General features: G+C 67.9%; 19 protein-coding genes. 11 read left to right on the forward strand and 8 right to left on the reverse strand.

Annotated elements, in window-relative coordinates; all coding sequences use genetic code 11:
• Positions 1-3: 3 nt before the first annotated feature.
• The 4 genes from GRB96_RS06675 to GRB96_RS06690 form a co-directional block, all read right to left on the reverse strand.
• A complete protein-coding gene (locus GRB96_RS06675) occupies positions 4-747 on the reverse strand; it encodes an ABC transporter ATP-binding protein (protein WP_161431406.1) in 744 nt (247 codons plus the stop codon).
• Positions 740-1681: a branched-chain amino acid ABC transporter permease gene (locus tag GRB96_RS06680; RefSeq protein WP_240894231.1), complete on the reverse strand. Its 942-nt coding sequence runs from the start codon at positions 1679-1681 to the stop codon at positions 740-742. The genes GRB96_RS06675 and GRB96_RS06680 overlap by 8 nt, the downstream gene beginning before the upstream one ends.
• A gap of 85 nt (positions 1682-1766) precedes the next feature.
• Positions 1767-2687, reverse strand: coding sequence for a branched-chain amino acid ABC transporter permease (locus tag GRB96_RS06685; RefSeq protein ID WP_161431408.1), 921 nt, complete (start codon positions 2685-2687; stop codon positions 1767-1769).
• Positions 2688-2810: 123 nt separating this feature from the next.
• A complete protein-coding gene (locus GRB96_RS06690) occupies positions 2811-3953 on the reverse strand; it encodes an ABC transporter substrate-binding protein (RefSeq protein ID WP_161431409.1) in 1143 nt (380 codons plus the stop codon).
• Positions 3954-4203: 250 nt separating this feature from the next.
• On the opposite strand from GRB96_RS06690, the gene rsd reads away from it, so the two are divergent.
• Entirely contained in the window at positions 4204-4707 is a 504-nt protein-coding gene (rsd, locus tag GRB96_RS06695) for a sigma D regulator (protein WP_161431410.1), read from the forward strand.
• Between the two features lie 117 nt (positions 4708-4824).
• On the opposite strand, the gene GRB96_RS06700 is transcribed toward rsd, so the two are convergent.
• Positions 4825-7896: an efflux RND transporter permease subunit gene (locus tag GRB96_RS06700; RefSeq protein ID WP_161431411.1), complete on the reverse strand. Its 3072-nt coding sequence runs from the start codon at positions 7894-7896 to the stop codon at positions 4825-4827.
• A gap of 1 nt (position 7897) precedes the next feature.
• Positions 7898-9022 (reverse strand): efflux RND transporter periplasmic adaptor subunit, encoded by a 1125-nt coding sequence (locus GRB96_RS06705; protein WP_161431412.1) that lies wholly within the window; start codon positions 9020-9022, stop codon positions 7898-7900.
• Positions 9023-9247: 225 nt separating this feature from the next.
• On the opposite strand from GRB96_RS06705, the gene GRB96_RS06710 reads away from it, so the two are divergent.
• Complete coding sequence (locus GRB96_RS06710; RefSeq protein ID WP_161431413.1) at positions 9248-10225, forward strand: malate dehydrogenase; 978 nt, start codon at positions 9248-9250, stop codon at positions 10223-10225.
• Positions 10226-10418: 193 nt separating this feature from the next.
• On the opposite strand, the gene GRB96_RS06715 is transcribed toward GRB96_RS06710, so the two are convergent.
• On the reverse strand, positions 10419-11072 hold the full coding sequence (locus GRB96_RS06715; protein WP_161431414.1) for a histidinol-phosphatase: 654 nt from the start codon (positions 11070-11072) through the stop codon (positions 10419-10421).
• 155 nt (positions 11073-11227) lie between these two features.
• On the opposite strand from GRB96_RS06715, the gene GRB96_RS06720 reads away from it, so the two are divergent.
• Positions 11228-11719, forward strand: coding sequence for an RNA pyrophosphohydrolase (locus GRB96_RS06720; protein WP_232911989.1), 492 nt, complete (start codon positions 11228-11230; stop codon positions 11717-11719).
• Between the two features lie 51 nt (positions 11720-11770).
• Positions 11771-14029, forward strand: coding sequence for a phosphoenolpyruvate--protein phosphotransferase (gene ptsP / locus GRB96_RS06725; RefSeq protein WP_161431416.1), 2259 nt, complete (start codon positions 11771-11773; stop codon positions 14027-14029).
• A 116-nt stretch (positions 14030-14145) separates the two neighbouring features.
• Here the strand turns inward: ptsP and GRB96_RS06730 are convergent, their stop codons facing one another.
• Positions 14146-14907, reverse strand: a complete 762-nt coding sequence (locus GRB96_RS06730; protein WP_161431417.1) for an NRDE family protein — start codon at positions 14905-14907, stop codon at positions 14146-14148.
• 107 nt (positions 14908-15014) lie between these two features.
• Here GRB96_RS06730 and GRB96_RS06735 point away from each other — a divergent pair, with 107 nt between their 5' ends.
• The 7 genes from GRB96_RS06735 to GRB96_RS06765 all read left to right on the forward strand — a co-directional run bounded on the left by GRB96_RS06735 (position 15015) and on the right by GRB96_RS06765 (position 19946).
• Complete coding sequence (locus GRB96_RS06735; protein ID WP_161431418.1) at positions 15015-16016, forward strand: response regulator; 1002 nt, start codon at positions 15015-15017, stop codon at positions 16014-16016.
• A complete protein-coding gene (locus GRB96_RS06740) occupies positions 16013-16807 on the forward strand; it encodes a sulfite exporter TauE/SafE family protein (RefSeq protein WP_161431419.1) in 795 nt (264 codons plus the stop codon). Before GRB96_RS06735 ends, GRB96_RS06740 begins: the two co-directional genes overlap by 4 nt.
• 95 nt (positions 16808-16902) lie before the next feature.
• Positions 16903-17691 carry a prolipoprotein diacylglyceryl transferase gene (gene lgt, locus GRB96_RS06745; protein WP_161431420.1) on the forward strand — a complete coding sequence of 263 codons (789 nt, stop codon included), beginning with the start codon at positions 16903-16905 and terminating at the stop codon, positions 17689-17691.
• A gap of 20 nt (positions 17692-17711) precedes the next feature.
• Positions 17712-18011 carry a nucleotidyltransferase domain-containing protein gene (locus tag GRB96_RS06750; protein ID WP_161431421.1) on the forward strand — a complete coding sequence of 100 codons (300 nt, stop codon included), beginning with the start codon at positions 17712-17714 and terminating at the stop codon, positions 18009-18011.
• A complete protein-coding gene (locus GRB96_RS06755) occupies positions 18008-18541 on the forward strand; it encodes a hypothetical protein (RefSeq protein ID WP_161431422.1) in 534 nt (177 codons plus the stop codon). The genes GRB96_RS06750 and GRB96_RS06755 overlap by 4 nt, the downstream gene beginning before the upstream one ends.
• Positions 18542-18633: 92 nt before the next feature.
• Positions 18634-19407: a thymidylate synthase gene (locus GRB96_RS06760; RefSeq protein ID WP_240894232.1), complete on the forward strand. Its 774-nt coding sequence runs from the start codon at positions 18634-18636 to the stop codon at positions 19405-19407.
• Positions 19404-19946, forward strand: coding sequence for a dihydrofolate reductase (locus GRB96_RS06765; protein WP_161431424.1), 543 nt, complete (start codon positions 19404-19406; stop codon positions 19944-19946). Before GRB96_RS06760 ends, GRB96_RS06765 begins: the two co-directional genes overlap by 4 nt.
• Positions 19947-19950: the final 4 nt, after the last annotated feature.

Below are 19950 nucleotides of genomic sequence, written 5' to 3' on the forward strand. Positions count from 1 at the left end.
CGGTCACTCTCCCAGGTAGGCGTCGCGAACCTGCGGGTCGCGACGGATGGTGTCGCCATCGCCGTGGGCGATGACCCGGCCGGCGACCAGCACCGAGATGCGCTCGGCCAGCCGGAACACCGCCTGCATGTCGTGCTCGATCAGCAGGATCGGCACCTCGAGCCGCAACGACTCGAGCAGCTCGGTGAGTCGCGCCGAGCCCTCGGGGCCGAGACCGGCCATGGGCTCGTCGAGGAGCAAAGCACGAGGCTTCATCGCCAGGGCGCAGGCCACCTCCAGCGCGCGGCGTTCACCGTGGGAGAGCTCCGCCACCGGCGTCCAGGCGCGGTGGGCGAGTCCCATGCGCGCAAGCGCCGCCAGCGCCGGTTCGATCAGGCGCGGGTCGCGCTCCGCCGGCTTCCAGAAGCGGAAGCTGTGGCCGGCCTGGGCCTGGACACCGATCATCACGTTGCGGATCGCCGGCAGCGGCTCGGCCAGCGACGAGACCTGGAAGCTGCGGCCCAGCCCGCGACGGGCGCGGGCGGCGACGCTCAACCCGGTGATCTCCTCGCCGCCGAGCAGGATGCGTCCGGCGTCGGGACGCAGGCTGCCGGCGATCTGCGCGATCAGCGTCGACTTGCCGGCGCCGTTGGGGCCGATCAGGGCATGGATCTCGCCGGGCCTCAGGGTCAGCGAGACGTCGTCGGTCGCCGTCAGGGCGCCGAAGCGCTTGTGGAGCCCCTCCAGGGCCAGCACCGCCTCAGCCATGGGGCTCCCTCCCCGCCAGCCAGCCCATCACGCCGTGGCGGGCGAACAGCACCACGCCGAGCAGCGTAAGCCCCAGGAACAGCTGCCAGTACTCGGTCAGCCCGCCGAGCAGGGTCTCCATGCTGATATACAGCACGGCCCCGGCCAGGGGCCCGTATAGGCGGCCCACGCCGCCGAGGATGACGATCACCATCAGCTCGCCGGACATGTGCCAGCTCAGCATGCTGGGGCTGACGAAGCCGTTGAGGTCGGCATACAGCGCACCGGCAAGGCCCGTGATCATCGCCGAGATGACGAAGCTCACCAGGCGCACCGGGTAGGGGGTGATGCCGGCGGTGGCCAGGCGGGTGTCGTTGAGTCGCGCCATGGTCAGCGCCGCGCCGAAGCGCGAGCCCATCAGCCGCGAAGTGAGCGCCATGGCCAGCACCAGACCGGCGAAGCAGATCAGGAAGAAGGTCAGCGGGTCCTGGGTATCCAGGCCCGGCAGCTGGTTGCGAATGTAGATCGGCAGGCCATCCTGGCCACCGTAGGTGGGCCAGGAGTTGGCGAAGTAGTAGACCATCTGGGCGAAGGCCAGGGTGATCATGATGAAGTAGACCCCGCTGGTGCGCAGCGAGACGGCACCGATCAGCAGCGCCAGCAGGCCGCAGGCCAGCATCGCGATGGGCCACAGCACCAGCAGGTTGTCGCTGCCGGGAAACATGCCCATGAAGGCGGTGGCGTCGAAGGCGTGGTAGGCGCCGATGCCGGCCACATAGCCGCCCAGGCCGAAGTAGGCGGCGTGGCCGAAGCTGACCATGCCGCCGTAGCCCAGCGCCAGGTTGAGGCCTACCGCGGCCATGGCGATCAGCGTCAGCCGCGAGGCGAGCGTCACGTAGTAGGGGTGCCCCAGCAAGTCGGCGGCCACCGGCAGCACCAGCAGCAGGGCGAGCATGACGAGCTGCACCGTGCCCCGGCGGCCGAGGCGGCGCGGTGGACGGGCGGGCAGGTCGCCGGGGAGGGTGCCGGAAGGCGTCTGGTCAGTCATTGACGGCGAAGAGTCCCTTGGGCTTGAAGGCCAAGATCACGGCCATGAGGATATAGATCAGCATCGAGGCCAGGGCGGCACCCACGTCGGTGGCCTCGGAAGGCGGCAGGAAGCCGCGGAAGAACAGCGGCAGGAAGACCCGACCCAGGGTATCCACCACGCCGACCAGCAGGGCGCCGAACAGCGCCCCCTTGATGGAGCCGATGCCGCCGATCACGATCACCACGAAGGCCAGGATCAGCACCGGCTCGCCCATGCCTACCTGCACCGACTGCAGCGCGCCGACCATGGCCCCGGCCAGGCCGGCCAGCCCTGCGCCCAGCGCGAACACCGCGGTGTAGAGGCGCGAGATGTCGATGCCCAGGGCGCCGATCATCTCGCGGTCGCTCTCCCCGGCGCGCACGCGCATGCCCAGCCGGGTCCGCGAGATCAGCAGGTAGAGGCCGATCGCCACGCTGATGCCCACACCGATGATCACCAGGCGGTAGAGCGGGTAGCGGGCGTCGCCGGGCAGGGTGACGAAGCCCGACAGCCACGGCGGCGTGTTCAGCCACAGCGGCGAGGAGCCGAACAGCCAGCGGGTCCCCTCGGAGAAGATCAGGATCAGCGCAAAGGTAGCCAGCACCTGGTCAAGGTGCGGGCGGTGGTAGAGGCGACGGATCACCACCAGCTCCACCACGGCACCCACCGCGGCGGCGCCCAGCAGGCCCGCCGAAACGCCCAGCAGGAAGGAACCGCTGGCGGCGGTCACCGCGGCGGTGAGGTAGGCCCCCACCATGAAAAAGGAGCCGTGGGCCAGGTTGATCAGCCCCATGACTCCGAACACCAGGGTCAGGCCGCTGGCCATCAGGAACAGCATGGTGCCCAGCTGCAGGCCGTTGATCAGTTGTTCGAGAAGCAGGGTGGCTGACAAGCGCTGAAATCCGTGAGTGGTGAGTGGTTAGGCGTGAGGAGTGAGGAGTGAGGAGTGAGGAGTTACCCCTCACAAGCGCGAAGCGCGCTCACCCCTCACCAGCCGCGCAGCGGCGCTCACCTCTTACATCTTGCAGTCGACGTGGTAGATGTCCTGGATATCTTCCACGGCGATGCCGAGCAGGCGGTTGGTGGGCTCGCCATCCTCGCCTGCGACCACCTCGCGGACATAGATGTCCTGGATGGGGTGCTGGTTGGGGCCGAAGCGGAACTCGCCGCGCACCGAGTCGAAGTCCGCCTCGCGCAGCGCCTCGCGGAAGGCGTCCTGGTCGTCGGGGTGGGCCTTCTCCAGGGCGGAGAGGATCAGGTTGGCAGTATCGAAGCCCTGGGCGGCATACAGGGTCGGCGTGCGGCCATAGGCCTCGCGGAAGCTCTCGACGAAGGCATGATTGGTGGCGTTGTCGAGGTCGTAGGCCCACAGCGAGGTGTTCCTGGCGCCGATGGCGGCCTCGCCCACCGCCTTGATCAGGATCTCGTCGAAGGAGAAGGCGGCACCGAACACCGGCATCTCCACGCCCGCGTTCTGCCACTGCTTCATGAAGGAGATGCCCATGCCGCCGGGCAGGAAGAAGAACAGGCTGTCGGCATCGCTGGCGCGGATCTGGGCGATCTCGGCGGCGTAGTCGGTCTGGCCCATCTGGGTGTAGAGCTCGCCTGCCACCTCGCCCTCGTAGAGGTGCTTGAAGCCGGCCAGGGCATCGGTCCCCGCCGGGTAGTTGGGGGCCATGATGATGGGGTTCTCGTAGCCCTGCTCGCGCATCCAGGCGCCCATGGCGCCGTGCAGGTTATCGTTCTGGTAGGCGACGTTGAAGTAGTTCTCGTGGCACATGCGCCCGGCGAGGTCCGAGGGCCCGGCGTTGGGGGAGAGGTAGAAGGTCCCCTGGCGCACCACCGAGGGCACCACGGCCATGGCCAGGTTGGACCAGATGATGCCGGTCATGATGTCCACGTCATCGCGCTGCATGAACTCGTTGGCCAGGTTGCGCGCCAGATCGGGCTTGCGGGCATCGTCCTGCACCAGCACCTCGATATCGTCACGCCCCGACTGCTCGATGGCCAGCAGGAAGGCGTCGCGCACATCGATACCCAGGTGGGAGCCACCCCCGGAGAGGGTGGTGATCATGCCGATCTTCACCTCTTCGGCGTGGGCGGTGGCAAGGCCGCCGGCGAGGAGCAGGCCGAGACCCAGGCGAGCAAGCTGTTTCATGGAGAACCTCGGGAGTGTTGTTGTTAAGCAGTGGCTTGGTATTGTTGGCGTCGACATAGACTACCAAGTAAACGCCGGCGCCAGGCAATCGAAAAGGCCGCGATGGTCCTCTTGACGCCATGGGTTCTCCACGTTTGCGGTCGCAGGATTGACAGCCGTCGATGGTAGCGCGACTCTGAGGCTCACCCGGCCGGGCGCTGGACGCCCTCGGTACCCGCGAGCTTGCTCGACCAAACGAATGGAGGCCCCCATGCTGGAAGATTGCAAGAGCGCGCTGGAGCGCTGGGGCGGTGTACACAAGCTGATCGATCGTTGGCTGGATGAGCGCCGCGAGCTGCTGGTCAACTTCGTCGAGCTCAAGGAGGCCTGTGACGCCGAGCTGGAAGCGGTGACCAAGGAGCGCATCGATGGCTTCAGCGAACTGCTGATGGACTACATCAGCGCCGGCCACTTCGAGGTCTACCCCCAGCTGCGCGAGGAGGCCCGCGCCTTCGAGGATGAATCGGCTCTGACCCTGGCCGACCGCCTGCTGGAGCGCCTGGAGATGTCCACCGAACTGGTGCTCGACTTCGATGCCGAGTACGCCAGCCCCGGCCGCGTGCGCCAGCACCTCGCCCGCCTGCCTGCGTGGCTGGAGCGCCTGGCCCACGGCCTCACCGAACGCTTCTCCCTGGAAGATCAGCTGATCGGGCGCATCCATGCCCGCCACGCGCCGGATGCGGCCCGTGCGGAAGCCGCCAGCCGTACCTCGTAGGAGCGCGATTGATCGCGCGATTACACGGTCCAACCCCGCTGTGTCGGACTCTGGATAAATCTCAGCGATTGCCGCCGGGAGGCCTTCGGCCTCCAGACGCGAGACGCAGTCTCCCTCCTACTGCTTGGATTCAGGCTTTTTCCACTTGGGTTCCAGCACCAGCATGCAGGGCGTCAGCAGCAGCGTCAGACCGGTGGCGAAGGTCAGTCCGCCGGCGATGGCGCTGGAGAGCTGGGTCCACCACTGGGTGGAGGGGGCGCCGATCCCCAGGCTGGGGGCGAGCAGGTCGACGTTGATCCCCAGCACCATGGGCGTGAGGCCCAGCACCGTGGTCACCGCGGTAAGCAGCACCGGCCGCAGACGCAGGCTGCCCGCCTCCAGGGCCGCCTCGAAGGGGCTGAGCCCCTCCCCGCGCAGTTCGTTGTAGGTGTCGATCAGCACGATATTGTTGTTCACCACGATCCCCGCCAGGGCGATGATGCCCATCCCCACCATCACGATGCCGAAGGGCTGGGCATTGGCCAGCAGCCCCAGCAGCACCCCCGCGGTGGAGAAGACGATCGCCGAGAGCACCAGCCCCGCCTGGTAGAAGCTGTTGAACTGGGTCACCAGGATCAGCGCCATCAGCCCGATGGCCACCATGAAGGCGCCGGCCAGGAAGCGGCTCGCCTCCTGCTGGTCCTCCTGCTCGCCGGCCACGCTCAGCTGCACGCCCTCGGGGGGCTCGCCGGCGGCCTCGAGCAGGGCGCGCAGCCGCTCGTCGGCGCTGGCGTCGCTGGTCACGTCGGCCTCCAGGGTAATGGCACGGCGGCCATCGATGCGGTGCAGGGTGCCGACCTTGGGGGCCGGTTCCACCGACACGAAGTGCGATAGCGGTACCTGTCCCCGGGAGGTGTTGAGGCTAAGCCGGCCCAGCTGGTCCAGGGTGCGGTCGCCTTCGGGCAGGCGCACCCGGATATCCACCTCGTCGTCGACCCCCTCGGGGCGATAGCTGGCCACCTGGACACCGGTGGTCAGCAGCTGGACCGCGCTGCCCACGCTGGTCACATCGGTACCGAAGCGGGCCGCCGCCTCGCGGTCGACGATGATCCGCCACTCCACCCCGGGCAGGCTGCGGTTGTCCTCGATATCGCGGAAGCCCCCCAGCTCCTCCATCAGCTCGCGCAGCCGGTCCACCGCCTGGTCGGCGATCACTGGCGTCCGGCCACCGATCTCCAGCACGATCGGCTTGCCCTCGCCGGGCCCCATCTGCTGCTTTCGGAACTCCAGGGTCAGGCCGGGCAGGTCGGCGGTCCGCTGGCGCATCTCGTCGAAGATGCCGGTCAGCGGCCGGCGCCGGTGCCAGTCGATCAGCTGGAACTGCAGCACGCCGATGACGTCGGCGCCGAGCTGCTCGTTGGGGTTGGCGAAGGAGCGCGCATAGAGCGCCTCGACCTCGCTCATTCCGCCCAGCCTCGCCTCGACCCGGCGCACCATGGCGTCCTTCTCCTCGATGGAGAAGTCACCGCGGGTGCGCACCATCACCTGGGCGGTGTCGGGCTCCACGCTGGGGAAGAACTCCACGCCGTGGTTGAAGCGCGCATAGGCGGTGTAGATCAGCGCCATCAGCAGCACCGCGAACAGCAGGGTCAGTGCCGGGTGAGCGAGCAGCCGTGACAGCGCCGTGCGATAGAGCCGGCCGCCGGCCGTGGCGTCCACCGGCGCCGAGCCCGCAGAGGCCGCGCGAGCGCCGAACACGCTGCCCAGGGTGGGCAGGAAGACCAGCGCCATGGCCAGCGAGGCGAGCAGGCAGAGGATCACCGTGGCCGGCAGGTACTTCATGAACTCGCCCACCATGCCCGGCCAGAACAGCAGCGGCACGAATACCGCCAGGGTGGTGGCGGTGGAGGCGATCACCGGCCAGCTCATGCGGGTCGCCGCCTCCAGCCACGCCTCCCGCGGCGCCATGCCCTGGTGCAGGTGGCGGTCGGCCAGTTCGCTGACCACGATGGCACCGTCCACCAGCATGCCGGCCACCAGGATCAGCGCGAACAGCACCACGATATTGAGGGTGTAGCCCACCGCCCAGATCATCAGGATGCCGCTGAGGAAGGCCCCGGGGATGGTCAGCCCCACCATCAGGGCGCTGCGCCCCCCCATGGCCGCCAGGATCACGATCAGCACCAGCACCACCGCGGTGACCACGTTGTTGAGCAGCTCCGAGAGCATGTCCTCGACGAACTCGGACTGGTCGGTGATGGTGGTGACCTTGAGCCCTTCGGGGAGCATGCCGGCGGCCTCGTCGAAGAGTGCCTGGACCTGCTCCACGGTGGCGATGATATTGGCGCCGGCGCGCTTGGAGATCTCCAGTACCAGCGCCGGCTGGCCGTCGATGCGCGCGTACCCCTCGGGGTCCTTGAAGGTGGGACGGATGATCGCCACGTCGCCGAAGGTCACCACCCGGTCGCCGTCCACCTTCACCGGCATGGCCATCACATCCTCCAGGGTCTCGATGACCCCGGGCACCTTCATGCCCAGGCGGCCCGCGCCGCTGTCCAGGCTGCCGGCCGCCACCAGGCGGTTGTTGCGGCTGACCAGGTTGAACAGGGTGGCGAAGTCGATGCTGTAGCTCTCGAGCACCAGGGGGTCGACCACGATCTCCAGCAGCTCCTCGCGGTCGCCGCCGATATCCACCTCCAGCACCTCGGCGATGCCCTCGATCTCGTCCTTGATGCGTCGCGCGATGGCCACCCGCTGGGTCTCCTCCACGTTGCCGGAGAGGCCGATGGAGAGCACCGGGAACTCGCTGACGTTGACCTCCACGACGCGCGGTTCGTCGGCTTCGGAGGGCAGCTCGGCCTTGGCAATATCGACCTTCTCGCGCACGTCGGAGAGCGCCTGGTCGGCATCGAAGCCGGCATCGAACTCCAGGGTGATGGAGGCGTGGCCCTCGCTCGATTGGGCGGTCATCTTGCGCAGCCCCTCGATGCTGCGCAGCTCCTGCTCCATGGGGCGCACCAGCAGCCGCTCGCCATCTTCGGGGCTGACCCCCTCCAGGCTCATCGCCACGTAGATCATGGGGATGGCGACGTCCGGATTGGCCTCCTTGGGGATCGCCTGCCAGGCGCCGAGGCCCGCCAGCAGCAGGGCGGTCAGCAGCAGCAGGGTGGTGCGGGCGCGCTCCTGAGCGGCCGCGATCAACTGGCGCATCTCAACGAGCCCCCGTGCCGGCGGTGGCAGCGTCGGTGTCGCGCTCGAGGCTGTCGGGGGCCACCGGCGTGACGCGCTCGCCGACCTCCACCAGGCCGGCCCCCAGGGTGATCAGCCGCACCGGGTCGGGGAGACCGGCCACCCGGGCGGTCTCGAGGTCGGCATCGACCAGGGTGACCCTGGTCTGCACCACCCGGTCGTCGGCATCGAGGTGCTTGACCGCCAGCTCGCCATCGGGGTCGAGCACCAGCAGGGCAGGCGAGAGGCGATGGACCCGGCGCTCGGGGAGGGTGATCGCCAGGGTGGCGCTGGCGCCGGCCAGGCGGCGCCCCTCGGGGTTGTCGGCGCTGACCTCGACCCGGAAGCTGCGAGTCGCCTCCTCGGCGCGGCGGGCCACCATGCTGACCTCGCCGGAGAGTCGCGAGCCGTCCAGCAGGCGCAGCTCGGCGGGCAGACCGGCGGCGAGGTCCAGGGCGTCGCGCTGGGGCGCCCAGGCCGCGGCAATGAGCCGCGAGTCGTCCACCAGTCGACCCCAGGCCTCGCCCACCTGCACCAGTTCGCCGAGCTCCACATCGAGCCGATCCAGGGTGCCGGGGAAGGGGGCCTCGAGGCGGGTGTCGTCGAGCTGGCGCTGCAGCGCGGCGAGCTCGGCCGTGGCACGACTCGCCTGGGCCTGCAGGCGCAGGTATTCGGGGCGTGAGATCAGCTTGCGACTGAGCAGTGACTCGGCGCCGGCGAGCTCCGCCCGAGCCAGTGCCAGGTCATCCTCGGCCTGGCTCAGGCGTGCGGGCAGCTCCTCACGGGCCAGCGCCAGCATGACCTCGCCCGCCTCGACCCGGCTGCCTTCCGCCACCGGCAGTGCCTCCACGTGGCCGGACTGGCGGGCGCGCAGCTCCAGTTCGCGTTGCGCCTCGAGCTCGCCCTGGAGTATCAGGGTGGGGGCATGGGTCTCGGCCTCGCGGCTCTCCACCTCGACCCGCGGCGCGTCGGCCTCGGTGGCCGGCTGGGCCTCCGGTGGGGCATCGCGAAAGCCCTGGATGTCACCCAGCAGTAGCCAGGCGAGCAGTGCGATGACCAGCCCGATGGCCAGCAGGGCGGGGAAGGGGGGGAGGCGACGGCGGGGCATGCGGTGTGATCCATCAGCGGCATGAAGGCGCCAGCATACTATTCTCGGGAGCTGCTCTCATACAGCCGTTTGTCGCACCACTCACTCCCACCCTACGTCGCATTGAGTTTTGTGCGGTGCAGGCATACCATCTTGGCGGTTTGTTTTCAGGCCAGTGCGGGCCCGGTGCCCGCCCGGCTCGTCCTCACGGCGACAACCCGCGCGTTGACAACCCAAGGAGCCACCATGAAAGAACCCGTTCGCATTGCCATTACCGGCGCCGCCGGCCAGATCAGTTACTCCCTGGCCTTCCGCATCGCCTCTGGCGACATGCTGGGCAAGGACCAGCCGGTCATCCTGCAGCTGCTCGAGATCACCCCGGCCATGGACGCCCTGAACGGCGTGGTCATGGAGCTCAACGACTGTGCCTTCCCGCTGGTCCAGGACATCGTCGCCACCGACGATGCCAATGTCGCGTTCAAGGATGCCGAATTCGCCCTGCTGGTGGGTGCCCGTCCGCGCGGCCCGGGCATGGAGCGCAAGGACCTGCTGGAAGCCAACGCGGCGATCTTCTCCGTGCAGGGCAAGGCCTTGAACGACAACGCCAGCCGCGACGTCAAGGTGCTGGTGGTGGGCAACCCGGCTAACACCAACGCGCTGATCGCTTCCTGCAACGCGCCGGACCTGGATGCCAAACAGTTCACCGCCATGACTCGCCTGGACCACAACCGCGCCCTGACCCAGCTGGCCCAGAAGACCGGCAAGCACGTCAACGACGTCGAGAGCATGATCATCTGGGGCAACCACAGTGCCACCCAGTACCCCGATATCGCCCACTGCAAGGTGGACGGCAAGCCCGCCGCCGAGCTGGTCGAGCGTGACTGGTACGAGAACACCTTCATCCCCGACGTGCAGCAGCGCGGCGCGGCCATCATCAAGGCTCGCGGTGCTTCCTCCGCCGCCTCTGCCGCCTCTTCCGCCATCGACCATATGCGCGACTGGGCGCTGGGCACCGACGGCAATATCGTCAGCATGGCGATCCCCGCCGACGGCAGCTACGGCGTCGAGCCGGGCATCATCTACTCCTACCCGGTGACCTGTCAGGGCGGCAAGTACGAGATCGTCCAGGGTCTGGACGTCGACGACTTCAGCCGTGAGCGGATGAACGCCACCGAGCAGGAGCTGCGTGAAGAGCGCGCCGCGGTCGAGCATCTGCTGGGCTGATCGCCCGTCGCCGCTGGTCTTGGGCTCCTGTTGTAGGAGCCCGATTTATCGGGCGAATCGCCGCGTAGCGGCGCCGACCAGACACGAAAAACCCCGCCAGGCCATGCCTGAGCGGGGTTTTCATGTTCTCAAGGCGCGAATCGCTTTTCTTACAGCTTACGGCGTATAGCGTACAGCTCCCGGCGCAGCCGGGTCAGCGCAGGCTGATGATCCGCCAGCCACGGGCCTCGGCCACCTCGCGCAGGCTGGGGTCGGGGTCGACGGCCACCGGGTACTCGACGATCTCCAGCAGCGGCAGGTCATTGTGGGAGTCGCTGTAGAACCAGGCCTCATCGAGGGTCTGGTCCTTGTCGGCCAGCCACTCCTCCAGGCGCTTCACCTTGCCCTCGCGGTAGCTGGGCGTGCCTCGCACCTTGCCGGTGTAGTGGCCGTCGACGATCTCGGGTTCCACCGCGATCAGGTCGTCGACGCCCAGCCGCTCGGCGATGGGGCCGGTAATGAAGCGATTGGTGGCGGTGACGATCAGCAGGGTGTCGCCTCGGGAGCGGTGGCGGGCCAGCAACTCTTCGCCCTTGTCCAGGATATGCGGTTCGATCTTGCTGGCCATGAACTGCTGGTGCCAGGCGGCGAGTTGCTCGGGGCTGTTCTCGGCCAGGGGCCTGAGCGCGACTTCTAGGAAGGCGTGGATATCCAGAGTGCCGGCTTCGTAGTCGGCCAGGAAACGATCGTTGGCCTCGCGGTAGGCCACCGGGTCGACGGCGCCCTGCTCGAGCAGGAACTCGCCCCAGGCATGGTCGCTGTCGATCGACAGCAGGGTATTGTCCAGGTCGAAGATGGCCAGGCTCACGGAAACTCCCCAGGATGGCTGACAAGGTGGATGGAAAGCCGGCGATTATGGCAGATGGTGAGGTCCCCTGCATCACTGCGGCGGAAGGCGTATTGATGCGCTTCACGGCCTTGTGGAAGAATGGCTGCAATACTGGATTCAACAAGGTGAAGTCCGTGATCGACGCTGACGGCTTTCGCCCCAACGTTGGCATCATCATCGCCAACGACCAGGGGCAGCTGCTTTGGGCGCGTCGGGTAGGGCAGAATGCGTGGCAGTTTCCCCAGGGAGGCATCAAGGCTGACGAGACACCCAAACAGGCGCTATTTCGAGAGCTCCATGAGGAGATCGGCCTGACGGCCGGTGATGTCGAGGTTCTTGCCTGCACCCGGGGGTGGCTGCGCTACCGCTTGCCACGACGCATGATTCGCACGCATTCCCGGCCGGTGTGTATCGGCCAGAAACAGAAGTGGTTCCTGCTCCGGATCCGCTGCCAGGAGAGCCAGATCTGCATGGATATCTCCGAGAAGCCGGAGTTCGACGGCTGGCGCTGGGTCAGCTACTGGTATCCACTGGCGCAGGTGGTGCCCTTCAAGCGTGAGGTCTATCGCCGCGCCCTGAAGGAGCTCTCGCCGCGCGCCCAGCGCCTGGCGCTGGGGCACGGCTAGCCGCGCGTCACCCACAACAACGTCCAACGACAACAGGGATACCCGCTCGACATGCTCGAGGTCTTGCGCCGCATCATCCAGGAAGTCAACGGGGCCCGCAGCCTGGACGCGGCGCTCTCCACCATGGTGCGCCGCATTCGCAAGGCGATGCAGACCGACGTCTGCTCCTTCTACCTGTTCGACGAGGAGATCGACCGCCTGGTGCTGATGGAGACCATCGGCCTGCGCAGCCAGGCGGTGGGGCAGGTGACCCTGCCCATCGGCGAGGGCCTGGTGGGCCTGGTGGCCAGGCGCGAGGAGCCGCTCAACCTGGAGGATGCCCAGGCGCATCCCCAGTTCCGCTACTTCGAATCCACCGGCGAAGAGCGCTACTCCAGCTTCCTCGGGGTACCCATCATCCACCAGCGCCGCATGCTCGGCGTGCTCGTGGTACAGCAGGCCGAGAAGCGTCGCTACGGGGAGGAGGACGAGGCCTTTCTGGTCACCATGGCCGCCCAGCTCGGCGGCGTGCTGGCCCATGCCCTGGCCACCGGTAACCTGACCCGCCCGAGTCTGGAGGGCCAGGTGCAGTTCAAGGGCGTGGCGGCCTCGCCGGGAATGGCCATCGGTGAAGCGGTGGTGATCACTCCGCCCGCCGACCTCGACAGCGTGCCCGACCTGATCCCGACTGATGTCGACTACGAGATCACCCGCCTCAAGGAGGCGATCGGTCGCGTGCGAGAGGAGATCCGTGCCGCCGGTGCCCGCCTTGCCAACCGCATCTCCGCCCAGGAGCTGGCGTTGTTCGAGGTCTACCAGCAGATGCTCAGCGAGGCGGCACTTTCCCAGGAAGTGGAGAAGCGCATCCGCGAGGGGCAGTGGGCGCCGGGGGCCCTGGCCGATGTGGTCAAGCGCCACGTGCAGTACCTGGAGCGGGTCGACGACGACTACCTGCGCGAGCGCTCCGCCGACGTGCGAGACCTGGGCCGGCGGGTGCTGGCCCATCTTCAGGAGGAGACCCCCCAGACCCCCAGCGTCTATCCCGAGCGCACCATCCTGGTAGGCGACGAGCTGAGCGTCGCGCTGCTTGGCGAGGTACCCCGCGACAAACTGGTCGGCCTGGTCTCGGTGCGCGGTTCCAGTACCTCCCACGTGGCGATCCTGGCCCGGGCCATGGGCATCCCCACGGTCCTGGGCATGGTCGACCTGCCGTTGCCGCGGCTCTCCGGTTCACAGTTGATCCTCGACGGCCACCGTGGGCGGCTGTTCATCCGCCCCGGCCAGGAGCTGCTGACCCACTACGCCAGCATGATCGCCGAGGAGGAGGCGCTGGCCGAGGTGCTCGAGCACGAGCAGCACCTGCCCAGCCGCACGCCGGACGGTTACGACATGCCGCTGATGGTCAACACCGGCCTGGCGGTGGACGCGGTGGCCTCGCTCAAGCCACGTATCAGCGGAGTGGGGCTCTACCGTACCGAGGTGCCCTTCATGGTCACCGAGCGCTTCCCCGGCGAGCAGGAGCAGACCCGCCTCTACCGCGACCAGCTCGAGAGCTTCGCGCCGCTGCCGGTGGTGATGCGCACCCTGGATATCGGCGGCGACAAGGACCTTCCCTACTTTCCCATCGAGGAGGCCAACCCCTTCCTCGGCTGGCGCGGCATTCGCGTGACCCTCGACCATCCCGAGGTGCTGATGGTGCAGCTGCGCGCCATGCTACGTGCCTCCCAGGGGCTCGACAACCTGCAGGTGCTGCTGCCCATGATCACCAATGTCGACGAGGTCGACGCCGCCCAGCGCCTGCTCGAGCGCGCCATCGTCGAACTGGGCGAGGAGGGCGTGGTGGTGCCGCGTCCCAAGGTGGGGGTGATGATCGAGGTGCCGGCGACCCTCTACCAGCTCGATGCCCTGGCCGAGCGGGCCGACTTCTTCTCGGTGGGCAGCAATGACCTGACTCAGTACCTGCTGGCGGTGGATCGCAACAACCCACGGGTCGCCGACCTCTACGACGCCTGCCACCCGGCGGTGCTCTCCGCCATGGCCACCCTGGCCAGCGAATCGCGGCGCCTCGACATGCCGGTCTCGGTGTGTGGCGAGCTCGCCGGTGACCCGGCCGGCGCGCTGCTGCTGATGGGCATGGGTTTCGGCGCCCTCTCCATGAATGCCCCCAGCCTGCCGCGGGTGCGCGCCGCCATTCGCCGCGTGTCGCTGTCGGACGCCCAGCAACTGGTCGACCAGACCCTGCGCCTCGACTCCCCCGGGGAGGTGCGCCGCCACCTCGATGCCCGCATGGCCGAGTGGGATCTTGCCCACCTGTTGCCACCGAGGGATTGACCCGGCCTCGTTGCCGTAGGAGCGCGATTTATCGGCGATGAGGATTGGCACCGTTGGGTGGTGCTATCGCGATCCTCTAAGCGTGGTGGCATTCGTATCGCGCAGAATCTGCGCCCCTACACGCTGAGCCTTGTCTCCCCCAGCGCCACGCCCCCCGGCCCGAAGCGTCGCTCGCCGATCTCCATGTCCCCGCTGGCGTGCCAGCTCAGCCAGGTCATGGCGCGGGTGCCGTACTGCTCGCCGATGATAAAGGGGGAGGAGAGGGTGCGCTCCAGTTCGAGCCCCACGCCGGTATCCGGCAGGGCGTGGTCATCGGCGAGGTGCGGATCGGCCATCGCCGCCAGGGCGTCATCCGGCCAGCGGCCATGGTGAAGGGCGCTGGCCAGGCCCTGGCGGGCGTCGATCAGCTTCGGCCAGGGCGTATCGAGGGCGGCGTTGGAGAGGCCGTGGATACCGGGCGGCACCTCGCGGAGCGCGGCGCCTTGCCTGCCGCGGTGCAGGTGCCACATCCGTTCGCCGTCGCCCGCCAGCAGGTTGAAGCCGGCATAGCGCAGTGCCTCGCTGCGTTCCAGCCGGGCCAGCCAGGCAGGCAGGTCGGGGTGGGTGAGGGCATCATGGACCAGGCCGCCGCGGCTCGGTGCGCCATCGGGCACACGCTGCTCGGGATCGCGCACGTTGGTCACCGCCGCGAAGCGGCCGCGGCAGTGCACCGCCAGCCAGGTGCCGCCGGCCTCCAGATCGCGCCCGCCGATGATCTCGGGGGCATCGTCCCAGGCGGCCAGCGGCGCGGCGGGGCGGGCGTGGAACTCGTCGCGGTTGGCGACCAGGCGCAGGGGCCAGGCGCTACCGGGGCGGTGGTCGAAGGCAATCAGGCACATGCGGCCAGCTTAGCGGCTCGCTGCCGGGCGGGGAAGCGCCCGCGATGACAGCGCCCGTGAGCCGGCGTACACTCGAGCGCTACCTCGTTAACGGCCAAGGATGACGGATGCGAGACGAGTCGAGGCGCGCCCGGCGCCTTCCAACACTCATCGTGATGGCGCTGCTGGTCCAGCTGCTCCTGCTGCTGGCCGGTGGCGGTCTCCTGCTGTTCCACACCGGCGGGTCGGCTGCCTGGCTGATGGTGCTGCTGCTGGTGGCCAGCCTCAACCTGATACTGGTGGTGCTGCAGCCCAGCTGCTGGCGGCGCGACCCGCAGGCCGAGCCGCCCGCCGAGGCCCCCGAGCGACGCCGAATGGTGCAGGACTCGGTTGCCGAGCCCTCGGTGACCGAGGAGCGGCTGCGTCGGCAGGTGCGCGACCTGGAAGACGACCTCGCGCACCGTGAGCAGCGGCTCTCTCGTCTGGCGGCCGGGCGTGAAAGGGCCCGCGAGGAGTCGCGGCTCAAGTCGGACTACCTGACCCTGATGGGCCGCGAACTGCAGCGGCTACGCCTGCGTATCGATCAGCTGGCCGGCGAGCAGGCGCCGACCCCGGAGGCCGGTCTGCGCATGGCCAGTGAGCTGCGCGAGCGTCTTGCCGACCTTGGCGAGCTGCTCGAGGGGCTGGCCGGTGAGCGCGAGCCGCCGTCGCCGCGTCCGGCCGAGCGCCCGGGGCGGGTGCTGATCGTCGACGATGGCCCGGTCAACCTGATGCTGGCGCGGCAGGTGCTGGAGCGCGAGGGGCTCGAGGTCACCGCCGTGACATCGGGGGCCGAGGCCCTGGCCCTGCAGGAGCAGGAGCACTTCGACCTGGTGCTGATGGATATCTTCATGGAGGGCATGGACGGCATGGAGGCGAGCCGCCGCTGGCGCGAGCATGAGCGCACTCGGAGCCTCGCCGCCGGCAGCGTACTGGTGGCGCTGACCGCCAATGCCAGCGATGCTGACCGCCGGCGCTTCGCCGAGGCCGGGCTGGACGACTTCCTGGCCAAGCCCTATCGCCCCCAGGAATTGGTCGAACGGGTCACCCGCTGGCTGCCCGAGCGCCTGGTGGAGGCCGGCACCCCATGAGCCTGCTGCTGGTCTTCATCGGCTACCTGGCGTTGGGTGCCGTCGCCGGGACACTGGCCGGCCTGTTCGGTGTGGGTGGCGGGCTGATCATCGTGCCGGCGCTGGTCTTCGCCTTCGGCCTGCAGGGCGTGCCCGCGGAGGTCACCATGCACCTGGCGGTGGGCACGTCGCTTGCCACCATCGTGGTCACCGGCGCCTCCTCGGCCTGGGGCCATTACCGCCGCGGCAGCATCCATCGTCAGTGGTTCCTGTCGCTGTTGCCCGGGCTGCTGCTGGGGGCCGTGGCCGGGGTATTCGTCGCCGACGGGCTCTCCGCGGGCAGTCTCGGCACCCTGTTCGGTATCTTCGTGCTGGTGATGGCGGTGCGCATGGCGCTCTCCCGCGGGCCGCGCCCCGGCAGCATGGCGCCGGGACGGGCGGTGATGGCCGCCGCCGGCGGGGTGATCGGCGGTGTCTCGGCGCTGTTCGGCATCGGCGGTGGCACCCTCTGCGTGCCCTGGCTGACCCGTTGTGGCGCGCCGCTGACCCAGGCCGTGGGTACCTCCGCCGCCTGCGGCATTCCCATCGCCCTGTTCGGGGCGGCCACCTTCATGGTGCTGGGTTGGGGCAATGCGCTGCTGCCTCCCGGTGCCGCGGGCTTCGTGATGTCGCCGGCCCTCGCGGGTATCGTGCTTGCCAGTGTTCCCTGTGCCCGCCTCGGGGTGTGGCTCGCCCATCGCCTGCCGGCCAGGGTGCTGCGCCTGGCCTTCGCCGCCCTGTTGGCCGGTGTGGGGCTTACCTTCGTTCTTTAGCTTTAAGCTGTAAGCTATAAGCTTTAAGAAAAAACCCATTGCCGTCAGTATTGGTGGCTAAATTCTACGCGGCCTACGGCTATATAAGGACTCGCATGCTCAGCTATCCCGATATTGACCCCGTGGCGATCTCCCTGGGCCCCTTCCAGGTGCACTGGTATGGCCTGATGTATGTGGTGGGCTTCGTCGCCGCCTGGTTCCTGGGGCGTCGTCGCGCCGCACGTATCGGGCTTTCCCCCGACGATATCGGCGACCTGCTGTTCTACGCCGCCCTGGGCGTGGTGCTGGGCGGCCGGCTGGGCTATGCGCTCTTCTATGGCCTCGACCAGTGGCTGGCCGATCCACTGTGGATCGTGCGGGTGTGGGATGGCGGCATGAGCTTCCACGGTGGCCTGCTCGGCGTGCTGGTCGCGGCCTGGTGGTTCGCCAGGAAGAAGCAGCTGGCCTTCCTGACCCTCACCGACTTTGTCGCCCCGCTGGTGCCCATCGGCCTGGGGGCCGGGCGCATCGGCAACTTCATCAACCGCGAGCTGCCGGGCCGCGTGACCGAGATGCCCTGGGGCATGCCGTTCCCCGGCCTCGGGCCCGAGCCGCGTCACCCCAGCTCGCTCTACGAGGCGCTGCTGGAGGGCGCGGTGCTGTTCGTGGTGTTGTGGTTCGTCACCGCCACCCCGCGCCGCCGTGGCCTGGCTTCGGGACTCTTCCTCGCACTCTATGGTGCCTTCCGCTTCCTGGTCGAGTTCTACCGCCTGCCGGATGCCCATATCGGCTACCTGGCCTTCGGCTGGTTCACCATGGGCATGCTGCTGACGCTGCCGATGATTGCCGGTGGCCTGGCGCTGATCGCCTGGTCGCGCCGCCAGCCCGTCGATGCTCGAGTGTGATACGAAGCAAGAGGTGATGTATGCGACTGACCGACGAACAAGTTGTCATCATCAAGCAGGCCGCCCATGAGGTGTTTGGTGATGACGTCAGCGTCAAGCTGTTCGGGTCGCGACTCAACGACAGCGCGAGGGGAGGGGATATCGACCTTCTGGTAGAAAGTACGGCTAGCATCGAGGACAAGATGCAGAAGATGCTGACCCTCACGGCGCGCTTGCAGCTCCGTCTTGGCGACCAACCCATCGACATCCTGGTGGTAGACCCAACTACGTCTCTGAATCCCGTCCATCGGCACGCAATGAAAACGGCACAGGTGTTATGAACGAGCAGCTACTGCCCATCGAACGCTTCCTGTGGACGCTGGACATCGTCCAGCGTGAAGGCAACCACTTGGCCTACAGTTGGCACACCCTGTTCGAAGGGGGCCAGGGGCCAAGCAGTGACTGGGTCGCAACTCTCGATCAGCGTCCGGATGATGCCATTCGCCTGGAGGCATTTGTTTCCCGCTATAGCCGCATGCAGGACACCATCGCCGACAAACTGATCCCACGCTGGCTGCAGAGTCTGGCCGAGCGTGTGGGTAGCCAGATCGAAAACCTCAATCGGGCTGAGCGACTCGGTGTGCTGGAAAGTACCGAAGCCTGGCTGGCGGCACGTAAGCTGCGAAATCAGCTGGTGCATGAATACATGCAGGAACCCGATGCCTTCGCCGATGCCCTGCGGGAGGCGCGAGACTATTCCTTGATGCTGATGGCGACCTACAATCACGTCCGCTCCTACGCCGGAGAACGCATGTCGCTGGATGCCCCGTTGCCTGGGGAGTTGGTGCTCCCTGGTCAACAACCCGGCTGAGTTCGGGTAGAATCCGCCTCCCATCCGCCAGCCCCGGTGTTGCCGTGACCGACGAAACCCTGCCCGCCCTGGAACAGCCCTACCTCGACCTGATGCGCCAGGTGCTCGACCACGGCGTCGAGCGCGATGACCGCACCGGGGTGGGCACGCGCTCGATCTTCGGCCACCAGATGCGCTTCGATCTGGCGCGTGGCTTCCCGCTGCTGACCACCAAGAAGCTGCACACCCGCTCGATCTTCCACGAGCTGCTGTGGTTCCTGGCCGGCGACACCAATATCGCCTACCTCAAGGAGCATGGCGTGCGGATCTGGGACGAGTGGGCCGACGAGAACGGCGACCTCGGCCCGATCTACGGCTACCAGTGGCGTAGCTGGCCCGATCCGCGCGGCGGCCATGTCGACCAGATCGCGGGTCTGCTCGAACAGCTGCGGGTGAATCCCCGCTCGCGGCGGCTGATCGTCTCCGCCTGGAATCCCGCCCAGGTCGACGAGATGCAGTTGCCGCCGTGCCACTGCCTGTTCCAGTTCTACGTAGCCGAGGGGCGGCTCTCCTGCCAGCTCTACCAGCGCAGCGCCGACATCTTCCTGGGGGTGCCCTTCAATATCGCCAGCTACGCGCTGCTGACCCAGATGATCGCCCAGGTGGCGGGTCTCGAACCCGGCGAATTCATCCACACCCTGGGTGATGCCCACCTCTACCTGAACCATCTGGAGCAAGCCGAGGAGCAGCTGTCTCGCACCCCGCGCCCGGCACCCCGGCTGGTGCTCGACCCGAGCATCGATGACCTGTTCGCCTTTGGCATCGAGCATATCGCCATCGAAGGCTACGATCCCCATCCGCATATCAAGGCCGAGGTGGCGGTATGAACCAGTCAGACCCCCTGAGCGATGACACCCTCATTCCAGTCGCCATGATCGCCGCCATGGATCGTCGGCGGGTGATCGGCGTCGATAACCAGCTGCCCTGGTACCTGCCCGAGGACCTCAAGTTCTTCAAGCGCATGACCCAGGCCAAGCCGCTGGTGATGGGGCGTAAGACCTTCCAGTCCATCGGCCGGCCGCTGCCCGGGCGGCTCAATATCGTGGTCACCCGCGACACCGGGTTCGCCCACGACGGCGTGCGGGTCTGCCACGACCTGCCCTCCGCCCTGATCCTGGCCGACCAGCAGGCGATCATCGATGGCGTCGAGGAGATCATGGTGATGGGCGGCGCCGAGATCTACGCCCAGGCGCTGCCTCACTCCAGCCGCCTCTATCTCACCGAGGTGGATATCGAGGTGGAGGGCGATGCCTCCTTCCCCGAGATCGATCCCGCCGAGTGGGAGGAGGTCCAGCGCTTCCCGGGTACTCCCGCCGAGGGGCAGCCCGCCTACGACTTCGTCGAGTATCGTCGTCGCGAGGGTTAACGCC

It is taken from the genome of Halomonas alimentaria, assembly GCF_009902005.1.
In the GTDB taxonomy this organism is placed as follows: Bacteria; Pseudomonadota; Gammaproteobacteria; order Pseudomonadales; family Halomonadaceae; genus Halomonas; species Halomonas alimentaria.